At 67.2% G+C, this 23,792-nt stretch carries 22 protein-coding genes; 10 read left to right on the plus strand and 12 right to left on the minus strand.

All coding sequences use genetic code 11. From position 1 onward, the window contains the following. Positions 1-161 precede the first annotated feature (161 nt). The gene (gene soxR / locus AC3RCC_RS20755) at positions 162-623 is read right to left on the minus strand and encodes a redox-sensitive transcriptional activator SoxR (RefSeq protein ID WP_291634102.1); all 462 of its coding nucleotides are present in this window, start codon (positions 621-623) and stop codon (positions 162-164) included. Between the two features lie 74 nt (positions 624-697). Here soxR and AC3RCC_RS20760 point away from each other — a divergent pair, with 74 nt between their 5' ends. Further along, positions 698-1,252 (plus strand): NADPH-dependent FMN reductase, encoded by a 555-nt coding sequence (locus AC3RCC_RS20760; protein WP_291649950.1) that lies wholly within the window; start codon positions 698-700, stop codon positions 1,250-1,252. 147 nt (positions 1,253-1,399) lie between these two features. Beyond that, entirely contained in the window at positions 1,400-2,170 is a 771-nt protein-coding gene (locus AC3RCC_RS20765) for an MBL fold metallo-hydrolase (protein ID WP_492256456.1), read from the plus strand. Positions 2,171-2,311: 141 nt separating this feature from the next. Here the strand turns inward: AC3RCC_RS20765 and AC3RCC_RS20770 are convergent, their stop codons facing one another. From AC3RCC_RS20770 to otnK, 3 genes are all read right to left on the minus strand, one after another. Then, entirely contained in the window at positions 2,312-3,823 is a 1,512-nt protein-coding gene (locus AC3RCC_RS20770; protein ID WP_291634096.1) for a malonate--CoA ligase, read from the minus strand. A 38-nt stretch (positions 3,824-3,861) separates the two neighbouring features. After that, complete coding sequence (locus AC3RCC_RS20775) at positions 3,862-5,196, minus strand: malonyl-CoA decarboxylase (protein WP_291634094.1); 1,335 nt, start codon at positions 5,194-5,196, stop codon at positions 3,862-3,864. 136 nt (positions 5,197-5,332) lie between these two features. Beyond that, the gene (gene otnK, locus AC3RCC_RS20780) at positions 5,333-6,598 is read right to left on the minus strand and encodes a 3-oxo-tetronate kinase (RefSeq protein WP_492256457.1); all 1,266 of its coding nucleotides are present in this window, start codon (positions 6,596-6,598) and stop codon (positions 5,333-5,335) included. Positions 6,599-6,891: 293 nt separating this feature from the next. On the opposite strand from otnK, the gene AC3RCC_RS20785 reads away from it, so the two are divergent. From AC3RCC_RS20785 to AC3RCC_RS20815, 7 genes are all read left to right on the plus strand, one after another. After that, the gene (locus tag AC3RCC_RS20785) at positions 6,892-7,938 is read left to right on the plus strand and encodes an ABC transporter ATP-binding protein (protein WP_492256458.1); all 1,047 of its coding nucleotides are present in this window, start codon (positions 6,892-6,894) and stop codon (positions 7,936-7,938) included. After that, positions 7,935-9,032, plus strand: a complete 1,098-nt coding sequence (locus AC3RCC_RS20790; protein WP_492256459.1) for an ABC transporter ATP-binding protein — start codon at positions 7,935-7,937, stop codon at positions 9,030-9,032. The genes AC3RCC_RS20785 and AC3RCC_RS20790 overlap by 4 nt, the downstream gene beginning before the upstream one ends. Before the next feature lie 25 nt (positions 9,033-9,057). Then, positions 9,058-10,563 carry an ABC transporter substrate-binding protein gene (locus AC3RCC_RS20795; RefSeq protein WP_492256460.1) on the plus strand — a complete coding sequence of 502 codons (1,506 nt, stop codon included), beginning with the start codon at positions 9,058-9,060 and terminating at the stop codon, positions 10,561-10,563. A gap of 184 nt (positions 10,564-10,747) precedes the next feature. Continuing rightward, complete coding sequence (locus tag AC3RCC_RS20800) at positions 10,748-11,692, plus strand: ABC transporter permease (protein ID WP_492256461.1); 945 nt, start codon at positions 10,748-10,750, stop codon at positions 11,690-11,692. Continuing rightward, entirely contained in the window at positions 11,692-12,579 is an 888-nt protein-coding gene (locus tag AC3RCC_RS20805; protein WP_452119150.1) for an ABC transporter permease, read from the plus strand. The genes AC3RCC_RS20800 and AC3RCC_RS20805 overlap by 1 nt, the downstream gene beginning before the upstream one ends. A 23-nt stretch (positions 12,580-12,602) precedes the next feature. Beyond that, a complete protein-coding gene (locus AC3RCC_RS20810) occupies positions 12,603-14,405 on the plus strand; it encodes a gamma-glutamyltransferase family protein (RefSeq protein ID WP_492256462.1) in 1,803 nt (600 codons plus the stop codon). 118 nt (positions 14,406-14,523) lie between these two features. After that, a complete protein-coding gene (locus AC3RCC_RS20815) occupies positions 14,524-15,249 on the plus strand; it encodes a DUF1028 domain-containing protein (protein ID WP_492256463.1) in 726 nt (241 codons plus the stop codon). Positions 15,250-15,480: 231 nt separating this feature from the next. On the opposite strand, the gene AC3RCC_RS20820 is transcribed toward AC3RCC_RS20815, so the two are convergent. The 4 genes from AC3RCC_RS20820 to AC3RCC_RS20835 form a co-directional block, all read right to left on the minus strand. Then, positions 15,481-16,437, minus strand: coding sequence for a dihydrodipicolinate synthase family protein (locus AC3RCC_RS20820; protein WP_291634076.1), 957 nt, complete (start codon positions 16,435-16,437; stop codon positions 15,481-15,483). A gap of 66 nt (positions 16,438-16,503) precedes the next feature. After that, positions 16,504-17,493, minus strand: a complete 990-nt coding sequence (locus tag AC3RCC_RS20825) for a TRAP transporter substrate-binding protein (protein WP_291634074.1) — start codon at positions 17,491-17,493, stop codon at positions 16,504-16,506. Between the two features lie 32 nt (positions 17,494-17,525). Next, complete coding sequence (locus AC3RCC_RS20830) at positions 17,526-18,794, minus strand: TRAP transporter large permease (RefSeq protein ID WP_291634072.1); 1,269 nt, start codon at positions 18,792-18,794, stop codon at positions 17,526-17,528. Further along, the gene (locus AC3RCC_RS20835) at positions 18,794-19,417 is read right to left on the minus strand and encodes a TRAP transporter small permease (protein WP_492258811.1); all 624 of its coding nucleotides are present in this window, start codon (positions 19,415-19,417) and stop codon (positions 18,794-18,796) included. Before AC3RCC_RS20835 ends, AC3RCC_RS20830 begins: the two co-directional genes overlap by 1 nt. A gap of 91 nt (positions 19,418-19,508) precedes the next feature. On the opposite strand from AC3RCC_RS20835, the gene AC3RCC_RS20840 reads away from it, so the two are divergent. Continuing rightward, positions 19,509-20,174 carry a GntR family transcriptional regulator gene (locus AC3RCC_RS20840; protein WP_492256464.1) on the plus strand — a complete coding sequence of 222 codons (666 nt, stop codon included), beginning with the start codon at positions 19,509-19,511 and terminating at the stop codon, positions 20,172-20,174. Positions 20,175-20,350: 176 nt separating this feature from the next. Here the strand turns inward: AC3RCC_RS20840 and AC3RCC_RS20845 are convergent, their stop codons facing one another. The 4 genes from AC3RCC_RS20845 to AC3RCC_RS20860 all read right to left on the minus strand — a co-directional run bounded on the left by AC3RCC_RS20845 (position 20,351) and on the right by AC3RCC_RS20860 (position 23,700). Further along, complete coding sequence (locus AC3RCC_RS20845; protein ID WP_492256465.1) at positions 20,351-21,430, minus strand: D-TA family PLP-dependent enzyme; 1,080 nt, start codon at positions 21,428-21,430, stop codon at positions 20,351-20,353. Further along, complete coding sequence (locus AC3RCC_RS20850) at positions 21,427-21,885, minus strand: RidA family protein (RefSeq protein ID WP_291634064.1); 459 nt, start codon at positions 21,883-21,885, stop codon at positions 21,427-21,429. Before AC3RCC_RS20850 ends, AC3RCC_RS20845 begins: the two co-directional genes overlap by 4 nt. A gap of 46 nt (positions 21,886-21,931) precedes the next feature. After that, a complete protein-coding gene (locus AC3RCC_RS20855; protein ID WP_492256466.1) occupies positions 21,932-22,438 on the minus strand; it encodes a GNAT family N-acetyltransferase in 507 nt (168 codons plus the stop codon). Positions 22,439-22,533: 95 nt separating this feature from the next. Then, entirely contained in the window at positions 22,534-23,700 is a 1,167-nt protein-coding gene (locus AC3RCC_RS20860; protein ID WP_492256467.1) for an amidohydrolase/deacetylase family metallohydrolase, read from the minus strand. Between the last annotated feature and the right edge of the window lie 92 nt (positions 23,701-23,792).

Consider the following 23,792-nt stretch of genomic DNA (forward strand, 5'->3'; position numbering starts at 1 on the left):
AATGCCCAGACTCTCCGCGCGACATTGCCCCAGCGCGTCATGCTCGCCCTTGGGGCGAGCATCCACGTCCTGAACGCCGTATTGCAAAAATGCAGACGTGGATGGTCGGGACAAGCCCGACCATGACGGTAACGCACGGCATCTGCGCCACCGCAGCAATCTCAATCCGGATCGAGCAGGCGCGGCCCCGGCCCCTGCTGACCGAGCTCGTCCCAGGGATTGTGGAGCGGACAGCTCTTCACCGAGAGGCAGCCGCAGCCGATGCAGTCGGTGAGATGGTCGCGCAGCCGGGTCAGGCGGTCGATCCGACGCTCCAGCTCGAGCTTCCACGCCGCGGAGAGTCGGCTCCAGTCCTCGGCCGTCGGGGTGCGTTCGGCCGGCAGGGTCTGGAAGGCCTCGCGGATGGTCTTGAGCGGAATGCCGGTGCGCTGGGCGACCTTGATGATGGCGACCCGGCGCAGGACCTCGCGCGCATAACGGCGCTGGTTGCCGGCACTGCGGCGGCTGCGGATCAGCCCTTCCGCCTCGTAGAAATGCAGGGCCGAGACGGCAAGGCCGCTACGCCGCGCCACCTCGCCGACGCTCAGATCCTCCGCGAAAACCCTGCGTGCCTTTGCGACCACGGTGCTTGACCTCAACCTTAGTTGAGGTCTTATACGGTGTGCTCCGCTGGTTCACCAGCCCAAGGAGCGTTCCCATGCATCGCCGGCTCACCCACTCCATCCACCTCGCCGTGATCTACGGCAGCTCCCGCGAAGGCCGCCTTTGCGACAAGATCGCCGGCTGGACTCTGGCGCAGGTCGAGGGCGAAGGCCCATTCTCGGTGGAAGCAGTCGATCCGGCCGCGCACGACCTCGCCGAGGTCAAGGCGAGGCTCGGCCGCGCCGATGCCTTCATCGTGGTGACGCCGGAATACAACCGGAGCTTTCCGGCGCCGCTGAAGGCGATCATCGACGATACCGGCCCCGAATGGCGCGGCAAGCCGGTCGCCTTCGTCTCCTATGGCGGTGTCTCGGGAGGCTTGCGGGCCGTCGAGCAGCTCCGGCTCGTCTTCGCCGAGCTGCATGCCGCGACGATCCGCGACGGCGTCTGCTTCGCCAATGCCTGGAACCAGTTCGACGAGGCAGGCCGGCTCGCCGATGCGGAACGGGCCGAACGGGCGATGGCGACGATGCTCGGGCAATTGCACTGGTGGGCGAGCGCCCTGCGCAGCGCCCGCAACAGCGTACCTTACGGGCAGTTCGCGGCCTGAGCGGCGGCTAGCACTCCATGCTGGGCCTGTTGAAATCCGAAACGAGCCTAACGCCGCGATGCAGTTTCCTTCACAAATCGGAACTGGTCGCGGCGCGGCTTTGGCGGAAGGATCGGCGGGGTCCGATCCACCTGCCTAGGAACCGCCATGCAGCTTCAGCTCCTGCGCAACGCCCTGCTCAAGCTCACCTATGCCGGCAGGACGCTGCTGATCGACCCGGATCTGGGCTCGAAGCACAGCCGGCCTTCCTTCACCGGCCGCTCACAGAATCCGATGGTCGCTCTTCCGGAGCCGATCGAGAGCATTCTTGCCGGGGTCGAGCAGGTCATCGTTTCGCATCTGCATGCCGACCATTTCGACGCGGTCGCGAAGGAGCGCATTCCGAAGGAGCTGCCGCTGCTCTGCCAGCCCGGCGACGAGGCGGCGATCCGCCAGGCAGGCTTCGTCAATGTGACGCCGCTCGAGCATTTCCTGCGGCTCGGCACGATCGTGATCACCCGGCAGCCGGCCCAGCACGGCACCGGTGCGGTGGTCGAAAAAATGGGGCCGGTGATGGGGCTGGTCTTCGAGGCGCCCGGCGAGCCGACGCTCTATTGGTGCGGCGACAGCGTGCTCTATCCGCCTTTGCGCGATGCCGTCGCGACGACCGCCCCCGACGTGATCGTCACCCATTCCTGCGGCGCGCAATGGGACGACACGCTGATCGTGATGGACGCGGAACAGACGCTGGAACTTTGCGAAGCACACCCCGAAGCCATCGTGATCGCGACCCATATGGAGGCGCTGGACCATGCGACGGTCGATCGCACCACCCTGCGCCGGGCGGCCGAGGCGCGCGGCATCGGGGCAAAGCGGCTGCGTATCCCGAGCGATGGCGAGACGATCGCGATCAGGTGTCCGGCGCCGGCGGGCGCCTGAACAGAATTTTTGTCATCCCGGACGAGCCGCGCCAGCGGCACCGATGCGGGATCCATGCCTGAACCGTTCCGGCATGGATCCCGGGTCGGACTTCTCCGCCCGGGATGACCAGGCTTGGATCCGGACTTTCCCCGTTCTCAGCTACTTGGCGTAGATGTCCTTGTAGGTGTCGCGCAGCAGGTTCTTCTGGACCTTGCCCATGGTGTTGCGCGGCAGTTCGGCGACGACGAAGACCTGCTTGGGCTGCTTGAACTTCGCCAGCCTCTGCTCCAGCGCCTTGGCGATGCCCTGCGCCGTGATGTCCGCACCGGACTTTGCGACGACCACCGCCGTCACGCCCTCGCCGAAATCAGGATGCGGCACGCCGATGACGGCGCTCTCGATCACGCCCGGCATCTCGTCGATCTCGGTCTCGACTTCCTTCGGATAGACATTGTAGCCGCCGGTGATGATCAGGTCCTTGCCGCGTCCGACGATATGGACATAGCCGGCAGGGTCGATCTTGCCGAGGTCGCCGGTGATGAAGAAGCCGTCCTCGCGGAACTCGGCCTTGGTCTTCTCGGGGTTGCGCCAATAGCCCTTGAAGACGTTCGGGCCCTTGACCTCGATCATGCCGATCTCGTCGCGGGCGAGTTCCTTGCCCGTCTCCGGATCGACCACCCGGGCCGAGACGCCCGGCAGCGGGAAGCCGACCGTGCCGGCGACCCGGTCGCCCGCATAGGGGTTGGAGGTGCTCATATTGGTCTCGGTCATGCCGTAGCGCTCGAGAATGGCGTGGCCGGTACGTTCGCGCCATTCGCGATGGGTCTCGGCGAGCAGCGGCGCCGAGCCGGAGACGAACAGGCGCATATGCTTGGTCGCTGCGGGCGTCAGCCTCTGATCCTGGAGCAGGCGGACATAGAAGGTCGGCACGCCCATCATGCAGGTCGCCTGCGGCAGGTATTTGAAGACCTGGTCAGGATCGAATTTCGGCAGCAGGATCATCGAGGCGCCGGAGAACAGCACGGTATTGGTGGCGACGAACAGGCCGTGCGTGTGGAAGATCGGCAAGGCGTGCAGCAGCACGTCCTCCTTGCCGAAGCGCCAATAGTCGACCAGCGCCAGCGCGTTCGACGAGAGATTGTCATGGCTGAGCATCGCCCCCTTGGAGCGACCGGTCGTGCCCGAGGTGTAGAGGATGGCGGCGAGATCGTCGGCGCCACGCGCGACATCGGCGAAGTCGGCGGGGGCCGCCGCAGCCTTCTCGATCAGGCTGCCGGTGCCGACGCCGAGCGTCTCCAGCTTCGCACCGGCCTTTTCGGCATAGGGGCGCAGCGCCTGCGCCTTGGCGGGGTCGCAGACGAAGACCGCCGGCTCGGCGTCGCCGAGGAAGTACTCGATCTCGGCCGGGGTATAGGCGGTGTTGAGCGGCAGGAAGATCGCACCGGCGCGGACCGCGCCGAGATAGAGCATCAACGCCTCGATGCTCTTCTCGACCTGGACGGCGACGCGGTCGCCCGGCTTGACGCCGAGGGCGACGAGCGCCCCGGCATAGCGGCCGGAAGCCGCGACCATGTCGGCATAGCTGAAGACCCGGCCGTCATCGATCAGCGCAAAGCGGGCGTCCGGCGCCGGAATCCGCGCCCGGATGAGATCGAACAGATGGTTACCCATGATTGCGGGTCCTTTCAGGCAGTGTCGGTTCGTGTGGTTCAGGCGCCGGCCGGGCGCAGGAGCTTCTTGACCGAGGATGAGGCGACCACGGTGGAGCGGCTGGCGAAGGCCTCGTGATTGGCTTCGATGTCGGCGAGGTCGTAGCGGTAATTGACCATCACGCCATGCGACTCGCGCAGCCCGCGCTCAGCCAGGTTGCCGCCGACATTGATGCGCTCCAGTCTCGCGCCATTGCCGAGATGGAAGCGCGCCACCGGATCGATCACGCGGCCCGAGCCGGTCCGGGCCCGCAGCATGTACTGCGCCATCATCTGGCCGAGCAGCTTGTCGCGCCGGGCGCGGCCGGCCTCGTCGAGCGCCGCGACCTCGGCGGGCTTGGCCATCAGGGCCGCAGCCTCCTCGTTGCCGAGGCCGAGCGCCGCAGGCTCGGCCAGCTCCCTGGCGAGCCAGCGCGCGAAACCCGGCACGGGCGAGAGCGTGACGAACACGTCGAGCCCCGGCAATTCGCGCTTCAGGTCCTCGGCAACCTGCTTGATCAGGAAATTGCCGAAGGAGATACCGCGCAGGCCCTCCTGGCAGTTGGAGATCGAGTAGAACACCGCCGTGGTCGCGGCCGAAGCCGGCAGAATTTCACGCTGCTCGCTGAGCAGATCGTCGATCCGCCGCGGAATCTCGCCGGTCAACGCCACCTCGACGAAGATCAGAGGCTCGTCCACGAGCTGGGGATGGAAGAAGGCGAAGCAGCGCCGGTCGGCCGGCTCCAGCCGGCGGCGCAATTCGTCCCAGTCCTCGATCGTATGCACCGCCTCGTAGCGGATGATCTTTTCCAGCACATTGGCCGGGGTGTGCCAGTCGATCCGGCGCAGCACCAGGAAGCCGCGATTGAACCAGGAGGCGAAGAGATGCCGGAAATCGGCATCGACCACCGAAAGCCCCGGCTCGGTTTCGAGTTCCCGCAGCAGGCTCTCGCGCATCCTCACCAGCACATGGGTCCCCCCCGGCGCGAGGTTGAGCCGGCGAAAAAGCTCCTGCCGACGCGGCTCGGAGGCGAGATGCAGCTCCGAGACCGCGCTGGCGTCCGGCGCCTCGCGATAACGCGCGATCGCGGCTTCGAGCCGGTCGTGATCCGGCCCGAAACGCTCCTGCAGCATCCGGAAGAAGCCGAGCCGGCCGGCAGGGTCGAGCCGCTCCCATTCCTCGAGCACGGCTTGCGCCAGGGCCATGCCGGAGGCCTCGCCGCGCCCTGAAAGCAGATGCTCGCAGAGCTTGGCCAACGGCTCGCGCCGGCCAGACGAAAAGCGCTCGAAATTGATCAGCGCCCGTCCGCGATCGGCAACCGTCGTCAGGAGATCGCCGAGAAACGCCATGTCCATTCCCGTGCCTGCCTCTCATCCGGGAGCCCGGGCAGGTTCAGGCGGGAACGAATTCCCGCCCGGCTCGCATCCTGCTCAAGCCTCGCCGGCATCCTATACGAGTTTCCCAAGGAGCAAACGCGAGCGCCGCGGCAGGTCAGCGCAGCAGGCTCCAGGCCTTGAGGAAGAAGTCGGGCGCGCCGAAATTCCCGGATTTGAGCGCCACGACCAGTTCGGGACCGTCGACCACGCGGGTCCAGGGCACGCCCGGATCGATCTCGGGACCGATCTCCAGGGTGCGCACGTCGAGCCCCTGCACCACCGCGCCAGAGGTCTCGCCGCCCGCGACCAGCAGGCGGGAAACGCCGCCCGCGATCAAGAGACGCGCCGCTTCGGCGAAGGCATGCTCGACGGTCTCGCCCGCCTTCTCGCGGCCGAGCTTGTCCTGGACTGCGGCAACCTCGGCCGGATCGTCGCTCGAATAGACCAGGAAGGGCTTGTCTTCCGGCTGGGCGAGCGCCCAGGCGGCGAGATCGGCGGCCTTCTGCGAGCCCGCGGCCAGAGCGAGCGGATCGACCTTCAGCGCCGGGATGCCGGCGGCGCGTGCCGTCGCGATCTGGCCGCGTGTCGCGGTCGAGCAGCTGCCCGAGATGATGCCGGCGCGGCCGGCCGGCGCGGAAAGATGGGTCGCCGTCTCGCGCCGCGGCAGCAGCCCGGCCTTGCGGAAGTTCTCGGGCAGGCCCATCGCGATGCCCGAGCCGCCGGTCAGCAGGACATGGTCGGAAATGGCCTCGCCCAGCACCATCAGATGACCGTTGTCGAGCGCGTCGGTGACGACATAGCGCACGCCCTCGGCGGCGAGCTCGGCCAGGCGCTTGCGGACGGCGCTAGCCCCCTGCGAGACGGCGGAATAGGCGACGAGGTCGACCGGATGCTGCGTCTGTGCGCCCATCAGGCGCATCAGATTGGAATCGCGCATCGGCGTCAGCGGGTGATCCTTCATCGAGCTTTCGTGCAGCGGCACGGCGCCGACGAAGAGATAACCCTGGAAGATCGAGCGGCCATTGGCCGGGAAAGCCGGACAGATGATCGCCTGGCTGGCGCCGAGACGCTGCATCAGCGCGTCGGCCACCGGGCCGATATTGCCCTGAGCCGTCGAATCGAAGGTCGAGCAATACTTGAACAGGATCTGGCGGGCGCCCGCGGCGAGCAGGGCCTCGCAGGCGGCGAGCGAATCGGCGACCGCCTCGGCGACCGGATTAGTGCGCGACTTCAGGGCGACGACGACGGCGTCCGCCTCCGGCAGCGCAGCGCCCTTGGCGGGCGCGCCGATGACCTGGAGGGTGCGCATGCCGGCGCGGTTCAGCATCAGCGCGACATCGGTCGCCCCGGTCATGTCGTCGGCGATCACTCCCAGCAGCATGGTCTCGCGCTTCCTCGTCGGCTCTTCAGATCGTTGGCTCGTCCGGCGGATCGCCGGACGCGCGCCTGAATAACAGAGTTCCTCGGCGATGCGACAGACCTGACCGCGCCTCAGCCATGCATGCCAGGGCAATCCCTTGGAATAGCGGTTTACTTGCATCCGCGGCCGCGAGCGGGGCAGGATGCATGCAAGCTTGAGAAAAGCGCGAGGGGTCGGGGCGGTGCTGTTGGCGGCGATGCTATCGACGCAGACCGTGAAATGCGCCACGCTGGTCCCGCGTGGGACCAATCCGCATGGCTGACCGGAGCAATGCCGAACAGGGAGCCTCAGGCCGGCCGACCCCGGTCGGAGCCCCGGTGCTTGCTGTCGAGGACCTGTCGATCCGCTTCGACGGATTGCCCGAAGGGCTTTCGCTGGTCGACGGCTTGAGTTTTTCGGTCGCGACCGGGCGCACGCTCTGCCTCGTCGGCGAATCCGGCTGCGGCAAGAGCCTGGTCTCCCTCGCGATCATGGGCCTCCTCGCCTCGCCCCCGGCCCGCATCACCTCGGGCTCCGTCATCCTCGAGGGCGAAGCGATCCTCGGTGCCCCGGCAGAGCGGCTGATGCAGCTGCGCGGCGAGCGGATGGCGATGATCTTCCAGGAGCCGATGACCTCGCTGAACCCGGCCTTCACCATCGGCAACCAGCTCACCGAGGCCGTGCTCTGCCATCACCAGGTCTCATCCGAGGAAGCCCGCCGCCGGGCGATCGAGATGCTGCGCAAGGTGCGGATTCCGGCGCCGGAGGCGCGGATGAACGCCTACCCGCACCAGATGTCGGGCGGCATGCGCCAGCGCGCCATGATCGCAATGGCACTTGCCAACAGCCCGAAGCTGCTGATCGCGGACGAGCCGACGACGGCGCTCGACGTCACCATCCAGGCCCAGATCCTGAAGCTGATCCGCGACCTCCAGAAGGAGACCGGCACGGCGATGATCCTGGTGACGCATGATCTCGGCGTCGTCGCCGAGGTCGCGGACGAAGTCGCGGTGATGTATGCCGGCCGCATCGTCGAGCAGGGCCCGGTCGAGCGCATCTTCGAGGACCCGCAGCATCCCTATACGCTCGGGCTGATGGGCTCGCTGCCATCGCTCGGGCCGCGCCAAGGCAAGCTCGCGGCCATCCCCGGCGCGGTGCCGCCGCCGGCGCGCTGGCCGCAGAGCTGCCGCTTCGCCTCGCGCTGCCCCTTCGTCGCGCCCGAATGCACGCAAAGCCGCCCGCCGCTGCGCGAATTCGGCGGCGGACACAGCGCCGCCTGCTTCCGGGCGCCGGTCGAGGACCTCGCCATGGTGGCGGCATGAGCGGAGCCGGCGCGGAACCGATCGTCGAGGCCCTCGGCCTCACCCGTCATTTCAAGGCGAAGAAGCCCTCGCTCTTCGCCAGGGCGCCGCTGGTCCGCGCGGTCGAGAACGTCTCCTTCCAGGTCCGACGCGGCGAGACCTTCGCCATCGTCGGCGAATCCGGCTGCGGCAAGTCGACCCTGTCGCGCCTGCTGCTGCGATTGATCGAGCCGACCGCGGGCGCCATCCGCTTCGAGGGCCGCGACATCACCGCCCTCCCCGCCGAGGAGATGCGCCAGCTCAGACGGCGCATGCAGATGATCTTCCAGGACCCTTACGCCTCACTCAATCCGCGCATGAGCGTCGGCGAGCTGATCGGCGAGCCGCTTTCCGTCCATCGCATCGCCAGCGGCAAGGAGAAGGCGGCGCGCGTCGCCGAACTGCTCGCCAAGGTCGGTCTCTTGCCCGACTATGCCAACCGCTATCCGCACGAGTTCTCGGGCGGCCAGCGTCAGCGCATCGGCATCGCCCGAGCGCTGGCCTGTGGCCCGAGCCTGCTGATCGGTGACGAGCCGGTCTCGGCGCTCGACGTCTCGATCCGGGCGCAGGTGATCAACCTGCTCGAGGACCTCAAGGCCGCGTTCGGGCTGACCATCATCCTGGTCGCGCACGACCTCGCCGTGATCCGCCACACCAGCGACCGGGTGGCGGTGATGTATCTCGGCGAGATCGTCGAGCTGGCGGAGGCGGCGACATTGTTCTCGCGGCCACTCCACCCCTACACGCGCATGCTGATGGCGGCGATCCCGGTGCCGGATCCGCGCGCCCGCAGCGCCGAGCCGATCACTGAAGGCGATTTGCCGAGCCCGACCGCGCCGCCGCCCGGCTGCCGTTTCCATCCGCGCTGCCCGCATGCCCGCGCGCGCTGCCGGCAGGAGCATCCGGCGCTGCGGGACAGCGCCGCAGGGCACGCCGTCGCCTGCCATTTCGCCGAGGAGATCGCGGCTAGCCAGTCCGCCGGGCTGGCGCCGCCGCCGGAGAGCCAGAACCGCCGCCGCCGGATCGCGCTGTTCGCCGCCGCGCAGGCGGCAGGAGGCGCGGCACCACCGCCATAGAACGACAAGAAGAGGGGACGTTACGATGAAACGCTTCGCATTGCTCGCTTCCGCCGCCCTTATCGGCCTTTCCGCCCTACCGGCGCTGGCCCAGTCGCCCTCGACCCTGCGCATCGGCCTGCAGGAAGACCCGGACATTCTCGACCCGCACAAGGCACGCACCTTCGTCGGCCGCATCGTCTTCAAGGGCCTCTGCGACAAGCTGCTCGACATCACGCCGGAGCTGAAGATCGTCCCGCGGCTCGCCACCGAATGGTCGTTCTCGACCGATGGGCTGACGCTGACGATGAAGCTGCGCTCGGATGCCAAGTTCCATGATGGCGAGGCCTTCGACGCCGCCGCCGCCAAGGCCAATCTCGAACGGGCGATGACGCTGCCGGATTCGCTGCGCAAATCCGAGCTCGCCTCGATCGAGAGCATCAGCGTGGTCGATCCAACGACGATCGCGCTGAAGCTGAAGCGGCCGGACGCGACCCTGCTCGCGCAGCTCACCGACCGGGCCGGCATGATGCTCTCGCCGAAGAGCCTCGGCGCCGATATCGGCGCCAAGCCGGTCTGCTCCGGCCCCTACCAGTTCGTCGAGCGCGTCCAGAACGACCGGATCGTGCTCGACAGGTTCAAGGGCCATTGGGAGGCCGCGAACTACCATTTCGACCGGGTGATCTACCGCGCCATCCCCGACACCACGGTCAGGCTCGCGAACCTGCGCGCCGGCGAGCTCGACATGCTGGAACGGCTCGCGCCGACCGATGTGAAATCGGCGCAGGGCGACAAGACGCTCAAGGTCGCGAGCATGCCCAATCTCGGCTACCAGGGCATCACCATCAACACCAACCATGGCGACGCCGCCAACCAGCCCATGGGCAAGGACAAGCGCGTGCGCCAGGCGCTCTCGCTCTCGATCGACCGCAAGGTGCTGAGCCAGGTGGTGTTCGAGGGGCTCTATGCCCCGATCATCCAGCCCTTCCCGCCGACCAGCACCTTCGTCGACGCCAAGCTGCCGGTGCCCGAGCGCGACGTCGCCAAGGCCAAGGCCCTGCTCAAGGAGGCCGGGCAGAGCAAAGTCTCGGTCGAGCTCTTCGTCACCAACAACCCCGTCGACGCGCAGCTCGGCCAGGTCATCCAGGCGATGGCGCAGGAGGCCGGCATCGAGATCCAGATCCGCTCGACCGAATTCGCCAGCCAGCTGCGCGACCAGCAGCAGGGCAAGTTCCAGATGAGCCGGATCGGCTGGTCCGGCCGCATCGACCCGGACGGCAACATCCACCAGTTCGTCACCACCAAGGGCAACCAGAACGACGGCCGTTACTCCAACGCCGAGGTCGACAAACTGCTCGACGAGGCCCGCACCATCTATGACGTCGCCGAGCGCAAGAAGCGCTATGATGCGGCGCAGAAGATCCTCCAGGACGAGCTGCCGATCGTCTATCTCTACAACCAGACCGTCTTCTTCGCCCTGCGCTCGAACATCGAGGGTTTCGTGATCAACCCGGACGGGATGATCCGGCTTTCCGGGCTGAAGCGGTCGTAACGGCCTTGCTCCAGCTCGCACCAACCGCCCCGTCATCCCGGACGACCGAAGGTCGCTCCGGGATCCATCGAAGGGCGTCGTGCTCGATAATCGATCCCGGCGCTCCGCGGCGCTTGCCCTTGGGCCGACCCAAGGTCGGTCCCGAGGGCTGCGGCCGGGATGACGGCGAATCCGGAAGCGTCCCATGCTCGCCCTGATCGGCCGGCGCGTCCTGATCGCCATCCCGACGCTGTTCCTGGTGTCGCTCTTCGTCTTCGCGCTGCAGAGGGCGCTGCCGGGCGATCCGTTCCTGGTCATAGCCGGCGAGGAACGCGATCCGGAAGTGATCGCGCGACTGCGCGAGATCTACCGGATGGACGATCCGATCGTCGTGCAGTTCTTCGCCTGGCTCGGGCAGGTCGTGCAGGGCGATTTCGGCCGCTCGCTGCGCACGGGCGAGCCGGTGCTCAACCTGATCCTGCAGAAGCTGCCGGTGACGATCCAGCTCGCCACCGCCTCGATCATCATCGCGATCGGCATCGGCATTCCCGCCGGGATCCTGGCGGCGCGGCGCAAGGGCACGATGATCGATTACTCGACGAGCGCGCTGGCGTTGTCGGGGCTTTCGATCCCGAATTTCTGGCTTGGCATCATGCTGATCCTGCTGTTCTCGGTCGAGCTCAAGCTGCTGCCGCCCTCAGGCTACGAATCGATCTTCAGCAATCCCTGGGGGGCGATCGAGCGGCTCATCATGCCGGCCTTCGTGCTCGGCGGCGGGCTCGCCGCCTTCATCATGCGTCATACCCGCTCGGCGATGCTGGAGGTGCTGCGCTCCGACTATATCCGCACTGCCCGCGCCAAGGGGCTCGACGAGCGCAAGGTCGTCAACAAGCACGCGCTCGCCAACGCGCTGGTGCCGATCATCACGCTCTCGACCCTGCTGTTCGGCGAATTGCTGGCCGGCGCGGTGCTGACCGAGCAGATTTTCACCATTCCCGGTTTCGGCAAGCTGATCGTCGATGCCGTCTTCAACCGCGACTACGGCGTCGTCCAGGGCGTGGTGCTGTGCACCGCCATCGGCTTCATCGTCATGAACCTCGTCGCCGACGTGCTCTATGTCCTGGTCAATCCGCGCCTGAGGACGGCCTGATGGCGGATGCCGCACTTCCTGCCGGCGCCGCCGGCCGCCCCGCCAGCGCCGAAACGCCGCTGCGCCGGGCCTGGCGCAAGCTCCGGCGCAACCGGGCGGCGCTGATCGGCGGCACGATCGTGCTGGTGTTCGTGCTGATGGCCGTGCTGGCCCCGCTGCTGCCGCTCGCCGACCCCCTGAAGTCGAACTTCCTCGCCATCCGCAAGCCGCCCTCGGCGCTGCATTGGTTCGGCACCGACGAGCTCGGCCGCGACCAGGTTTCGCGCCTGTTCTTCGGCGCGCAGGCCTCGCTGCTCGCCGGCATCGTCTCGGTGCTGATCGCGCTCGGCGTCGGCGTGCCGGTCGGGCTCGCCGCCGGCTGGTATGGCGGCTGGGTCGATGCCGTGATCTCGCGGATCACCGAGGCACTGCTCGCCTGCCCCTTCCTGATCCTCGCCATCGCCTTGGCCGCCGTGCTCGGCCCGTCCTTGACCAATGCGATGATCGCGATCGGCCTGTCGGCGGTGCCGATCTTCATCCGGCTGGTCCGCGGCCAGGTGATCAGCGTCAAGACCGAAGATTTCGTCGAGGGCGCACGCGCCGTCGGCGTGCGCGATTCCGTCATCCTGTTCCGCCATGTCGCGCCGAACACGCTGCCGCCGATCGTGGTGCAGTCGACGCTGTTCATGGCGCAGGCGATCATCCTGGAAGCCGCCCTCTCCTTCCTCGGCCTCGGCCAGCAGCCGCCCTCCCCGTCCTGGGGCCAGATGCTCAACGTCGCCAAGAACTTCATGGAGCAGGCGCCCTGGATGTCGGTGGCCCCCGGCGCCGCCATCTTCCTCGCCGTGCTCGGCTTCAACCTCCTCGGCGACGGGCTGCGCGACGCGCTCGATCCGAAGGAATCCTGATCCGCCTCTCCAAGGATACCCTCATGTTCACCACCCGTCCCGAAATCCTCGGCACTTTCGGCGTCGTCACCTCGACGCATTGGCTCGCCACCGCCTCAGGCATGGCGATGCTGGAGAAGGGCGGCAACGCCTTCGACGCCTGCGCCGCCGCCGCCTTCGTCTTGCAGGTGGTCGAGCCGCACCTCGTCGGTCCGGGCGGCGACATGCCGGCCGTGTTCTATTCGGCGGAAAGCAAGAAGGTCGAGGTGCTGTGCGCGCAAGGGACGGCACCGCAAGCGGCGACGATCCAGGCCTACAAGGCGCTCGGGCTCGACATGATCCCGGGCGACGGGCTGCTCGCCACGGTCGTGCCCGGCGCATTCGGCGGCTGGATGGCGCTGCTGCGCGACCATGGCCGGCTTTCGCTGCGCGAGGTGCTGGAGCCGGCGATCGGCTATTTCGAGAACGGCCACCCGATGCTGCCGCGCGTCTCCGACACCATCGCCGGGCTGACCGAGCTGTTCAGCGGCGGCTGGCCGAGCTCCGGCGCGGTCTATCTGCCGGGCGGGAACGTCCCGAAGGGCCGCGAGCTCTTCCGCAACCCGGCGGCCGCCCGGACCTACAAGCGCATCCTCACCGAGGCGGAGGCCGCGGGCAGCGACCGGCAGGAGCAGATCCAGGCGGCCCATGACGCCTGGTACAAGGGCTTCGTCGCCGAGGCGATGGATGCCTTCTGCCGTGGCGAAGCCGTCCTCGATTCCTCGGGCCGGCGCCATAAGGGGCTGCTCACCGCCGACGATATGGCGCGCTGGCAGCCGCGCTACGAGGCGCCGGCGAGCGCGACCTATCATGGCTGGGAGGTCTTCAAGACCGGGCCCTGGGGGCAGGGACCGGTCTTTCTCCAGACCCTGAAGATCCTGGAAGGCATCGACCTCGCCGGCATGGGCCCGGCCAGCCCGGAATACGTCCACCACGTCACCGAAGCGATGAAGCTCGCCTTCGCCGATCGCGAGGCCTATTACGGCGACCCCGATTTCGTGAAAGTGCCGCTGACGACGCTGCTTTCGGAGGATTACGCCAGCGGCCGTCGCGCGCTGATCGGCGAACAGGCCTCGCATGAGCTGCGCCCCGGCATGGTCGCCGGCTATGAGGGCCAGGTCGAGGCGATGCTCGGCAATCTGCGCATCGCCGGCCAGAACGGCAAGCCCGCCAGCGCGACCGTCGGCGAGCCGACCCTGGCCTCGATGGTCGCCGCCTCGCGCCGCGGCGACACCGTCCATATCGACGTGATCGACCGCTGGGGCAACATGATCGCGGCGACGCCGTCCGGCGGCTGGCTGCAATCCTCGCCCGTCATTCCCGAACTCGGCTTCCCGCTGAACTCGCGGGCCCAGTCCTTCTATCTTGAGGAGGGACTGCCCTCGTCGCTGGCGCCTGGCAAGCGACCGCGCACGACGCTGACGCCGAGCCTTGCCTTCGAGAACGGCGAGCCGCGCCTCGCCTTCGGCACGCCCGGCGGCGACCAGCAGGAGCAATGGCAGCTCGGCATGTTCCTGCGCCGGGTGCATCACGGCCTCAATCTGCAGGAGGCCATCGACCTGCCGCTGTTCCACACCCAGCATTTCCCCTCGAGCTTCTATCCGCGCGAGGCGCGGCCGGGGCAGATCACCGTCGAGGAGAGCCTGGGTGAGGCGGCGCTGGCCGAGCTCGTCCGGCGCGGCCATGCAGTCGAGCGGGCTCCGGCCTGGACCGTCGGGCGGCTGACCGCGGCCGAACGCAGCGCCAACGGGCTCTTGCGCGCGGCTGCGACCCCGCGTCTGATGCAAGCCTACGCGGTCGGGCGCTAGAACATGCTGCGAAAAAGCGGCCACGGTTTCTCGCAGCATGTTCTAAACTATTAGAATCGATCACGCTGCATGCGGACGATTCCGTCCGCATGCAGCGTGATCCAGGAGTTCTGCATCCATGACATGGTCAATCGTCGCCCGCGACGCCGCGACCGGCGCCTATGGCGTCGCTGTCTCGACCTGCGCCTTCGCTGCGGGCGCGCGCGTACCCTATGGCGGCGGGCGCGTCGGCGCGATCGCGACGCAGGCCTACACCAATCCTCTCTATGGCGTGGATGGGCTGAGATTGCTGCAGGAGGGACGCTCGGCGGTCGAGATCATCGCCAGCCTCACCGCTGCCGATGAGGGGCGCGCCCATCGCCAGCTCCACCTGATCGACCGCAACGGCAAGATCGCCGCCTATACCGGCAATGCCTGCATCGACTGGTGCGGCGCGGTCGATGGGCCGCAGGTCTCCGTCGCCGGCAACATGCTGGCCGGGCCGGAGGTCGTCCAGGAGACGCTGAAGGCCTATGTCCAGAATTCGGGCCTCGATTTCGACGAGCGCCTGCTGGTCGCGCTCGAAGCCGGCGAGAAGGCCGGCGGCGATAAGCGCGGACGGCAATCCTGCGCCATCCGGATCTGGGCCGACGACCCTGTGCCGAGCTTCGATATCCGCGTCGACGATCATGCCGATCCGCTCGGCGAGCTGCGGCGGGTCTGGCGTGTCGCGCATCAGCGCTATGTGCCCTACCAGAAGGCCTCGCCCTCGCGGACGCGGCCTACCGGGGTAACCGACCGGGCGGAACTCGATCGGTTGTGCGCGGACTATGCCGCAGCGTGGAACGAGCGGCACCCGCAATAGGCGCAACCGGTCCCCTCTCCCCTTGCGGGAGAGAGTCAGGGTGAGGGCGCGCGCGACGCTTCATCGTCATGGTCGGGCTTGTCCCGGCCATCCACGTCTTCCTTCGGCCCGCGCAGTGTTCAAGACGTGGATGCTCGCCACGAGGGCGAGCATGACGGAGAAGCCTGAGCGACCCCTCATCCGGCCCTTCGGGCCACCTTCTCCCGCAAGGGGAGAAGGGAAGCACGTGCCTCAAGCCGCCTTCGCGGCCCTGCCCTCGCCGGCCCAGTTGGCGTACCAGCTCTTGAAGCGGCGCCATTCGGCCTCGACGAAATTGCGCTGCGCCGTGGAAAGCGCGTCGCTCTCGTTGAAGTGCAGCGCATAGGCCGAGTGGCCTTCGAGCACCATCAGGTGCTTGTAGAACAGCACGAGATCGACGCCCTCGTCGAACTTCGAGAGCACGTAGAGGGCGCGCTCCAGTTCGAGCGCCCGGCGCTCGGCCTCCGGATCGCCCGCCGCCGCCCTCTCGCTGAGGGCGACGAGGTGGAGCACCTCCTTCGGCAGGGCGTTGCCGATGCCGGTGATCGAGCCGGTGGCTCCGCAGCGGATGAAGCCATGCGTCACCTGCGTGTCGACGCCGACCATCAGGGTCAGGGCGCGGTCCTTGCTGGTGATGTGCTCGGCCGCATAGGACAGCGCCTCGCCGCCGCCGAACTCCTTGAAGCCGCGCAGATGCGGATAGCGCTCGCGCAGGGCGAAGAACAGGTCGGCCCGGGTCTCGTAGCCGTAATGCGGGCTGTTGTAGATCACCGAAGGCAGGTCGACGGCCGCTTCCAACACCGCCTCGAAATGGGCGCGCTGGGCCGGGACCGAGGAGCCGCGCGAGAGCACGCGCGGGATGATCATCAGGCCCTGGGCACCGACCTGCTTGGCATGGGCGGCGAGCGCGGCGGCGCGCTTCGGGTTCTGCGCGCCGGTGCCGACGATCAGCGGGATGCCGGCCTCGACCAGGCGCCGCACGCCTTCCATGCGCTGCTCGTCGGTGAGCAGCGGCCAGTCGCCCATCGAGCCGCAATAGACCACGGCCGACATGCCGGCGCCGATCAGATGGCGGCCGGTGCGAACGAGCTCGTCATAGTCGACGTCGCGCGAGGGGGTGCAGGGGGTCATCAGAGCGGGGATCGTCCCGCTGAAGATATTCTGGGTCATGACATAAGGTCCGCTTGGAGGAGGCAGACGGCCGCCGAGCGCGGCGGCCGCGATGATATCGTGGGATCAGGCCGTGATCGACTGGCCGGCCTTGCGCAGCTCGGCCAGCACCGGCGCCTTGGGCAGCCAGATCTTGTCGAACTCCGCGACAACGGCCTCCGCATCCTTCGGATTGGCGAGCTTGAAATTGGCACCGGCGGCCTTGAACTGCTCGACGAGCTTGGGCTCGTTGACGGCGAGCTCGTCGATCTGCTGGTCGAGCGCCGCCTTGATGGTCTTGGTGATCAGCTCGCGGTCGGCGGCCGGCATGCCCTGCCAGACGCGGCCGGAAGCGAGCGCGATCACCGGCATGAAGATGGCGTTCATCTGGAGGATGGTCTTCGAGACCTTGTCGAAGCGCTGGTTCCAGGAGAATTCGAGATCGGCCTCGAGCCCGTCGACCTGGCCGTTGGTCATCGCGTCGAAGACCTGCGGCGTCGGGATCGGGGTCGGGGCAGCCCCGAGCAGCTGGTAGAAGTCGCGATAGACCGGGGTCGGGTTGATGCGCAGCTTCATGCCCTTGATGCCGGCGACGCCGTCGATCTCCTTGGCGGCAAAGACGGCGCGCATGCCGGTAATGCCCCAGGCCAGGCCGACGCAGCCGGTCTCGCGCGGCAGCACGTCGAAGAGCTTCATCGCCACGGGGTGGCGGACGAGCTTGGCGATCTTGGCGGTGGAGTCGACAATATAGGGCGCGGTGATCGCGCCGATCGCCGGGACACGCGAACCGAGCTCGGCCGCCATGATCCAGCCCATATCGAGCGCGCCCGACTGCATCTGCTGCAGCATCGCCGCCTCGTTGCCGAGCTGGCCGGAGTGGAAGACCGTCAGGTTCAGCCGGCCATTGGTCTCGGCCTTGAGCACTTCGCCAACCTTCACGGCCGCGCGATTCCAGGGATGACCGTTCGGGGTCAGGATGCCGAGCCGCAGCTCCTTGCTCTGGGCCCGTAGCAGCGCGGGCTTTGCGACGGGCAGGACGGCGGCGGCGGCGAGCAGATGACGGCGTGAGATGGTCATGACGGAACTCCCCTTATGGATGGCAGGCGGTTTCACTTCACCAGGGCCAGCGAGAGCCATGGGTAGATCGAGAGCAGCACCAGGAGGACGCAGGAGATGATGAAGAAGGGCAGCGTCACCAGGAACATCTTGCCGGGCTTGGCTCCCGTCACCGCAGCGGCGACGAAGAAGCACAGGCCGACCGGCGGCGAGAGCAGGCCGAGCACGAGGTTGATCACCACGACCACGCCGAAATGGCGGGGGTCGATGGCGTAGACCTCGGTCGCGATCGGCAGGAGGATCGGTACCGTCATGATCAGGCCGGGGATGCCGTCGATCACCGTGCCGATGACCAGCAGGATGACATTGACCAGCAGCATGAAGGTCACCGGATCCTTGGCGATCGCCTGGATCGAAGCTGCGACGCTCTGCGGGACCTTGCCGTAGACCAGCACCCAGGAGAACACGGCGGCGGCGGCGACGAGGAAGAGGACGATCGCCGAATAGACGCCGGCGCGCAGCATCATCTGCGGCAACTGGTCGAAGCTGAGCTGCCTGGTCCAGTAGCGGCCGATCAGCAGTGCCGCGACCGAGCCGACGGCCGCGGCCTCGGTCGCATTGGCGAGCCCGCCGAGGATCGAGCCGACGATGACGATCGGGATCAGCAGCGTCGGCGCCGACTTCAGCACAATCCTGGCGCGCTCGCGCAGGGAAAGCTTGTCGCCGGCCGGGTAATTGTAGACGAAGCCCATGGCGGCGATGATCAGGAAGAACAGGACGGTCAGGAGCACGCCCGGCACGATGCCGGAGATCAGCATGTCGCTGACCGAGACCTGGGCCAGCACGGCATAGACGACGAACATCACCGAGGGCGGGATGATCGGGCCGAGCATGCCGCCATAGGCGGTGAGGCCGGCGGCGAAGTCCTTGTCGTAGCCCTTGCGCTCCATCTCGGGGACCATGACCTGCGCCATGATCGCGACCTGGGCCGTGGCCGAGCCGAGGATCGAGGCGACGAACATGTTGGCGAGAATGTTGACATAAGCGAGCCCGCCCTTGAGCGAGCCGACAAAGGCCATGGCGAGGTCGACGATGCGGCGCGTGATGCCGCCGCCATTCATGATCTCGCCGATCAGGATGAAGAGCGGGATCGCGATCAGCCCGTAGCTGTCGACGCCCCCGAACATCTGCAGCGGGTAGTTGGGCAGAAGCTGCATGCTGCCGGTGGCGGCGATGAAGACCAGCGCGCCGAGGCAGAGGCAGAGCGCGATCGGCACTCCCGCCAGCATGATCGCGAAGAAGGCTCCGATCGTGAGTGCCATCAGTTCACCACCCCGTCTGCATTGGCGGCAAAGCCGGGCAGCTTCTGCTTTTCGACGAGGCCGAGATCCTCGAAGAGATTGGCGAGCGCATGCAGGCTCATCGAGAGCGCGAAGAGCGGCATGATCAGGTAGATCACCCAGGTCGGCCAGTTCAGCGTCTGGGTCCGCTCGGTATAGATGAAGTTGAAGGACTGGCCGGCGTATTCCCTGGCGTCGAAGCCGGCCTGCGCGATGCCGACCGGATCGAGCCAGAGCCAGCACATCACCAGAAGCCCGATGCCGAAGAGCAGCACGCCGAGCGTCGCAATAATCCGGAAGATCGCGGCACCGCGCTCCGAGAAGCGCTCCGTCAGCATGGTCACCGCGAAATCGAGCCGCATGCGGGTCATGGCGGAGGCGCCGATGAAGGTCAGCCAGACCACGCTGTAAACAGCCGATTCATCGATCCAGTAGATCGGTCGCCCGGCATAGCGCGTCGCGACATTGAGCAGGATCAGGGCCGAGAGCAGGAACATCAATCCCTGGATCGCCCTGTGCTCGAGCCGCAGCCAGTGCCCTGAGAGCGCGACCACCACCTCCGGAACAGCCATCGCACGACTTTTCGCCGCCATCGCCTGGTTGATCATTCTTATGTCCCCTTGTGACTTTTGTAGATTGTATAAAATCTACATGTCAATGGCTTTTCGCCACGCGGCCCGCTAGGATGCCCCGGCCATGTCAACCACCCTGAAGCACCGGACGCTGTCCTCGGCGATCGTCGACCAGCTCCGCCAAGCCATCCTCGACGGCAGCTATCCGGCCGGCTCGCAATTGCGGCAGGACGCACTGGCGCAAGCCTATGCGGTCAGCCGCATCCCGGTGCGCGAGGCGCTGTTCCAGCTCGAGGCGGAAGGTTTCGTGAAGATCGTGCCGCACAAGGGCGCGATCGTCTCGGGGCTGTCGCTCGACGAGATCAACGACGTCTTCGAGCTGCGCAAACTGCTCGAGCCCCGGCTCTTGGCGAGCGCGATCCCGGCGATGACGGCTGCCGATTTCGAGGCGGTGGCGGGCATGGAGGCCGCCTTCGAGGAGGCGATGTCGGCCGGCGACATCAGCCGCTGGGGCCTGCTCAACGCGGATTTCCATCTCGCGCTCTATGCCCGCGCCACCCAGCCGCGCACGCTGTCGATCGTCGCGGGCCTCTTGCAGACCAGCGACCGCTATACGCGGCTGCAGCTCCAGCGCGGCTCCTCGATCGAGCGGGCGCAGGCCGAGCACAATGAGCTGATCAGCCTGTGCCGCAATGGGCAGCTAGCCGAGGCCGAGCGCCTGCTGGTCGACCATATCGAGATGGTCCGGCGCGACCTGGTCGAGTTTCTGGAGGCTGGCGGGAAGGGGTAGGCGGAAGACACATCCCCTGCCCCTCTCCTGTAAGGAGAGGGGCAGGGGTGAGGTGTTCGTAAGAGAAATCGCGAGCTTGAACTCAACAGCGCGGCGACGGTTCACGGAACTGGTACGACGGCCTACACCTCACCCTGCCCTCTCCTTACAGGAGAGGGTTCCCCGCGCATTTCTCTTCAGGTCAGCTTGCCGCGCGCCGCGACCGGCAGTTCGCCCACCAGCTTATCGCCGCGCACCGTCACCAGACGGTCGACCATGTTGACGACGACGCAGACATGGTTCGGCACGATGCGCACGACCTCGCCGACCTTGGGCCGCTCATTGCTGGCGGAAAGGTCGAGGAAGCCGTGCTCCTCGGCGAATTTGGCGATCTTCGCCGAAGGGTACTCGAGGATCAGCCCATGCCCGTCGAGGCCGCCAAGATCGCTGGTCAGCGTCTTCGAGCCGGAATCGAGGATGCCACGCTCGGGCGCCGCACGGCTGACCACCGTCGCATAGACCGTCAACGCGCATTCTTCGAGCGAGGCGACCCCGGCTGCGATCTGCATGCGGTCATTGAAGATCGAGGTGCCGGCGCGGTGCTCGGTCGCGCCCTTGAGCTTGCCGATATTGGGCACGTTGGGCGAGCCGCCGGTCGAGACCATCCCCGCCTCGAGCCCGGCCTCGCGCAGACCGGCATTGGCGGTGTCGAGGAAAACCTGCGTGCGCTCCCAGCCATCCTCGGGCGGGTACATCATGAAGCCGGCGAAGGTCAGCCCCTTGGAGCCAGAGATAAGCTTGGCGAGCTCGACCGCCTCGCCCGGCGTGACGACGCCGGCGCGTTCGCGGCCAGTGTCGCATTCGACCACCACTTCGAGATCGCGCCCGGCGATCTCGGCCGCCTTGGGCAGGCCGGCGATGGTGACCGGATTGTCGGCGGCGACGATCATGCGCACCCGGCGCTGAAGCGCGCCGAGACGCCCGAGCTTCTCCTCGCCGAGGATGTTGTAGGAGATCAGGATGTCGTCGATGCCGCCATCGGCCATGACCTCGGCCTCGCCGAGCTTCTGGCAGGTGATGCCGCGCGCGCCGGCCGCGATCTGCAGCCGCGCCAGCTCGGGCGATTTATGGGTCTTGATGTGCGGACGGTTGGCGATGCCCGCGGCATCGCAGGCCGCCTGGAGCTTGGCGATATTCGCCTCGACCTTGTCGAGGTCGATGACGACGGCCGGCGTACCGTAGATGCGGGCGATTTCCTCGGCGAGCGCAGTCGTCATGGCAGTACCCGGATGATGACTTCGATCTCGACCGTCATGCGGTTCGGCAGCGAGCCCATGCCGACGGCCGAGCGGGCATGGCGGCCATTCTCGCCGAGCACGGCGACGAACAGGTCCGAGCAGCCATTGATGACCTTGGGGTGATCCGAGAAATCAGGCGCGGCATTGACCATGCCGAGTAGCTTGACGACCTCGACCTTGTCGAGCGAGCCGGCCGCCTTCTTCATCGCCGCAAGCAGGCCGAGCCCGGTCTGCTTGGCATGCTCATAGGCTTCCTCGATCGAGACGTCGGCGCCGACCTTGCCGGTCGGATAGGTGCCGTCGGCACGCTTGGGCCCCTGGCCCGAGAGATAGACCATGTCGCCGACCCGCTTGAAGCTGACATAGGTCGCGACCGGGCTCGGCACGTCCGGCAGGCTCAATCCGAGATCCTTGAGCTTCTGATCAGCACTCATTCGCATTTCCTCCAGGCAGATTCCGGCGCCGTCTCGGCACCGGCGATCAAAGTTCGCGCGTCATGTAGCGGGCGTCATCGTCATAGCTCGCCAGCTTGCGATCAAGCGATGCGTCATGCGTCAGGCGAAAGCCATGCCGCTGCCAGAAGCCGGCCGAGCGGTTGACCGCGATCAGCGCCATCCGGCGAAGCGCGGCCTTGCGCGCCTCCTCTTCCAGCAGCGCGACCACACGCGACGCCGCGCCGCTGCCCTGCGCACGCGGCAGCAGAGCAAGGTCATGGATGTAGTAGGCGTCGGCATCCGGCGGGATCGCGCCGAGCCGGCTGTTCAGTGCCGGCGCCTGCAGCAGCGGCCAGGGGTGACTGACGACATAGCCGGCGAGGCCGCCATCGGCGCCGGCAAGCGACAGGCACCCGGCCGGCGACAGCACCAGCCGCTCGGCGAAGACCGCCTCGTCCTCGGGAAAGCCGGGATGGACTTCCGCCGCGACGTTCATGACGCCCGGCAGATCGGCTGGCTCCATGGGGCGCCAAAGGAGAGCGGTCGCAGTCATCGTCTTCTTCTACCCGGAACGATCCCCCGCAGGCACCACTCAGCGCCGCGCCCGGGGAAGTCGTGCCGGGTGTAGCAGAAACGTTCGGGCGGCGGCTACGCCGCCTCGACCTTCCTGAACTTGTTGCTGCGCTTCGGGTGCCACCAGGCGCCCTTGAGCACGACGCCCTCGGAGACGATTTTCTTGTCGCCGATCAGATGCTCGCCGGTGACGTCGACATAGTCGAACTTGCCTTCCTTCACCGTCAGGATCGTCGCATCTCCAAGCGAGCCGACCTTGAGCGAACCGTATTCCGGCCGCTTCAGCGCCATGCCGGCATTCAGCGTCGAGGCGGCGACGACGTTGTTGAGGCTCATGCCCATGCAGAGGAACTTCGACATGGTGGTGACCTGGTCATAGGCCGGCCCGTCGATGCAGAGCTTGTGCACGTCGGAGGAGATCACGTCCGGCTCGAAGCCGTTGGCGAGCATGGCGCGCGTGGTCTTGAAGGAGAACGAGCCCTTGCCGTGGCCGATATCGAAGATGACGCCACGCTTGCGGGCTGCGAGCACCTCGGGCTTCACCGTGCCCTGCGCGGTCGAGGGCGCGTTCGGGAACGGGCGGAAGGCGTGGGTCAGCACGTCGCCCGGCCGCAGCATGCCGATGACCTCCTCATAGGATGGCGGCGGATGGTCGATATGGCACATCAGCGGCATGCCGACCTCGTTGGCGACCTGCAGCGCGATGTTGAGCGGCACGGTGCCCGAATTGCCGGAGGCGTGCAGGCCGACGCGGACCTTGATGCCGACGATCAGGTCGCGGTTCTTGTCGGCGACCTCGACGCAGTCGATCGGGTTCATCATCCTGAGGTCGCCGCTCTCGCCGACCATGACGCGGTGGTCGAAGCCGTAGATGCCGGCATGCGAGACATGGAGATAGGCGAGGATGCGCGCCTGGCTCTTCTCGATGACATGCTTGCGGAAGCCGGCCCAGTTGCCGGGACCGGCCGAGCCGGTATCGACCGAGGTGGTGACGCCGGAAACCCGGCAGAATTCGTCGGCATCGATGCCGAGCGAAGTGCCGCCCCAGTAGACATGGGTGTGCAGGTCGATCAGCCCGGGCGTGACGATATAGCCGGAGACGTCGCGGATCTCCTTGGCGCCCTTCAGGTCCTTGCCGAAGCCGGAGACCCTGCCGTCGGTGAAGGCGACGTCGAGGACGCCGTCATGCTTCTGCGAGGGGTCGATGACCCGGCCGCCCTTGAGAATGAGATCGTGGGTCATGCTGCTTCCCCGCCTTGGCGTTCATTGTCGAAATTCATCTCGTCATCCCGCCCCTAGCAAAGCAGGAATGCGGAATCCACGGCCGTGTCTTC

Source organism: Allobosea sp. GW823-FHT01F03 (assembly GCF_058798075.1).

What these genes read in the sequence shown, in the direction of transcription:
- AC3RCC_RS20760 (WP_291649950.1), top strand. Translation starts at nt 698, where the DNA reads ATGCATCGCCGGCTCACCCACTCCATCCACCTCGCCGTGATCTACGGC.
- AC3RCC_RS20765 (WP_492256456.1), top strand. Translation starts at nt 1,400, where the DNA reads ATGCAGCTTCAGCTCCTGCGCAACGCCCTGCTCAAGCTCACCTATGCC.
- AC3RCC_RS20770 (WP_291634096.1), bottom strand. Translation starts at nt 3,823, where the DNA reads ATGGGTAACCATCTGTTCGATCTCATCCGGGCGCGGATTCCGGCGCCG.
- AC3RCC_RS20775 (WP_291634094.1), bottom strand. Translation starts at nt 5,196, where the DNA reads ATGGACATGGCGTTTCTCGGCGATCTCCTGACGACGGTTGCCGATCGC.
- otnK (WP_492256457.1), bottom strand. Translation starts at nt 6,598, where the DNA reads ATGCTGCTGGGAGTGATCGCCGACGACATGACCGGGGCGACCGATGTC.
- AC3RCC_RS20785 (WP_492256458.1), top strand. Translation starts at nt 6,892, where the DNA reads ATGGCTGACCGGAGCAATGCCGAACAGGGAGCCTCAGGCCGGCCGACC.
- AC3RCC_RS20790 (WP_492256459.1), top strand. Translation starts at nt 7,935, where the DNA reads ATGAGCGGAGCCGGCGCGGAACCGATCGTCGAGGCCCTCGGCCTCACC.
- AC3RCC_RS20795 (WP_492256460.1), top strand. Translation starts at nt 9,058, where the DNA reads ATGAAACGCTTCGCATTGCTCGCTTCCGCCGCCCTTATCGGCCTTTCC.
- AC3RCC_RS20800 (WP_492256461.1), top strand. Translation starts at nt 10,748, where the DNA reads ATGCTCGCCCTGATCGGCCGGCGCGTCCTGATCGCCATCCCGACGCTG.
- AC3RCC_RS20805 (WP_452119150.1), top strand. Translation starts at nt 11,692, where the DNA reads ATGGCGGATGCCGCACTTCCTGCCGGCGCCGCCGGCCGCCCCGCCAGC.
- AC3RCC_RS20810 (WP_492256462.1), top strand. Translation starts at nt 12,603, where the DNA reads ATGTTCACCACCCGTCCCGAAATCCTCGGCACTTTCGGCGTCGTCACC.
- AC3RCC_RS20815 (WP_492256463.1), top strand. Translation starts at nt 14,524, where the DNA reads ATGACATGGTCAATCGTCGCCCGCGACGCCGCGACCGGCGCCTATGGC.
- AC3RCC_RS20820 (WP_291634076.1), bottom strand. Translation starts at nt 16,437, where the DNA reads ATGACCCAGAATATCTTCAGCGGGACGATCCCCGCTCTGATGACCCCC.
- AC3RCC_RS20825 (WP_291634074.1), bottom strand. Translation starts at nt 17,493, where the DNA reads ATGACCATCTCACGCCGTCATCTGCTCGCCGCCGCCGCCGTCCTGCCC.
- AC3RCC_RS20830 (WP_291634072.1), bottom strand. Translation starts at nt 18,794, where the DNA reads ATGGCACTCACGATCGGAGCCTTCTTCGCGATCATGCTGGCGGGAGTG.
- AC3RCC_RS20840 (WP_492256464.1), top strand. Translation starts at nt 19,509, where the DNA reads ATGTCAACCACCCTGAAGCACCGGACGCTGTCCTCGGCGATCGTCGAC.
- AC3RCC_RS20845 (WP_492256465.1), bottom strand. Translation starts at nt 21,430, where the DNA reads ATGACGACTGCGCTCGCCGAGGAAATCGCCCGCATCTACGGTACGCCG.
- AC3RCC_RS20850 (WP_291634064.1), bottom strand. Translation starts at nt 21,885, where the DNA reads ATGAGTGCTGATCAGAAGCTCAAGGATCTCGGATTGAGCCTGCCGGAC.
- AC3RCC_RS20855 (WP_492256466.1), bottom strand. Translation starts at nt 22,438, where the DNA reads ATGACTGCGACCGCTCTCCTTTGGCGCCCCATGGAGCCAGCCGATCTG.
- AC3RCC_RS20860 (WP_492256467.1), bottom strand. Translation starts at nt 23,700, where the DNA reads ATGACCCACGATCTCATTCTCAAGGGCGGCCGGGTCATCGACCCCTCG.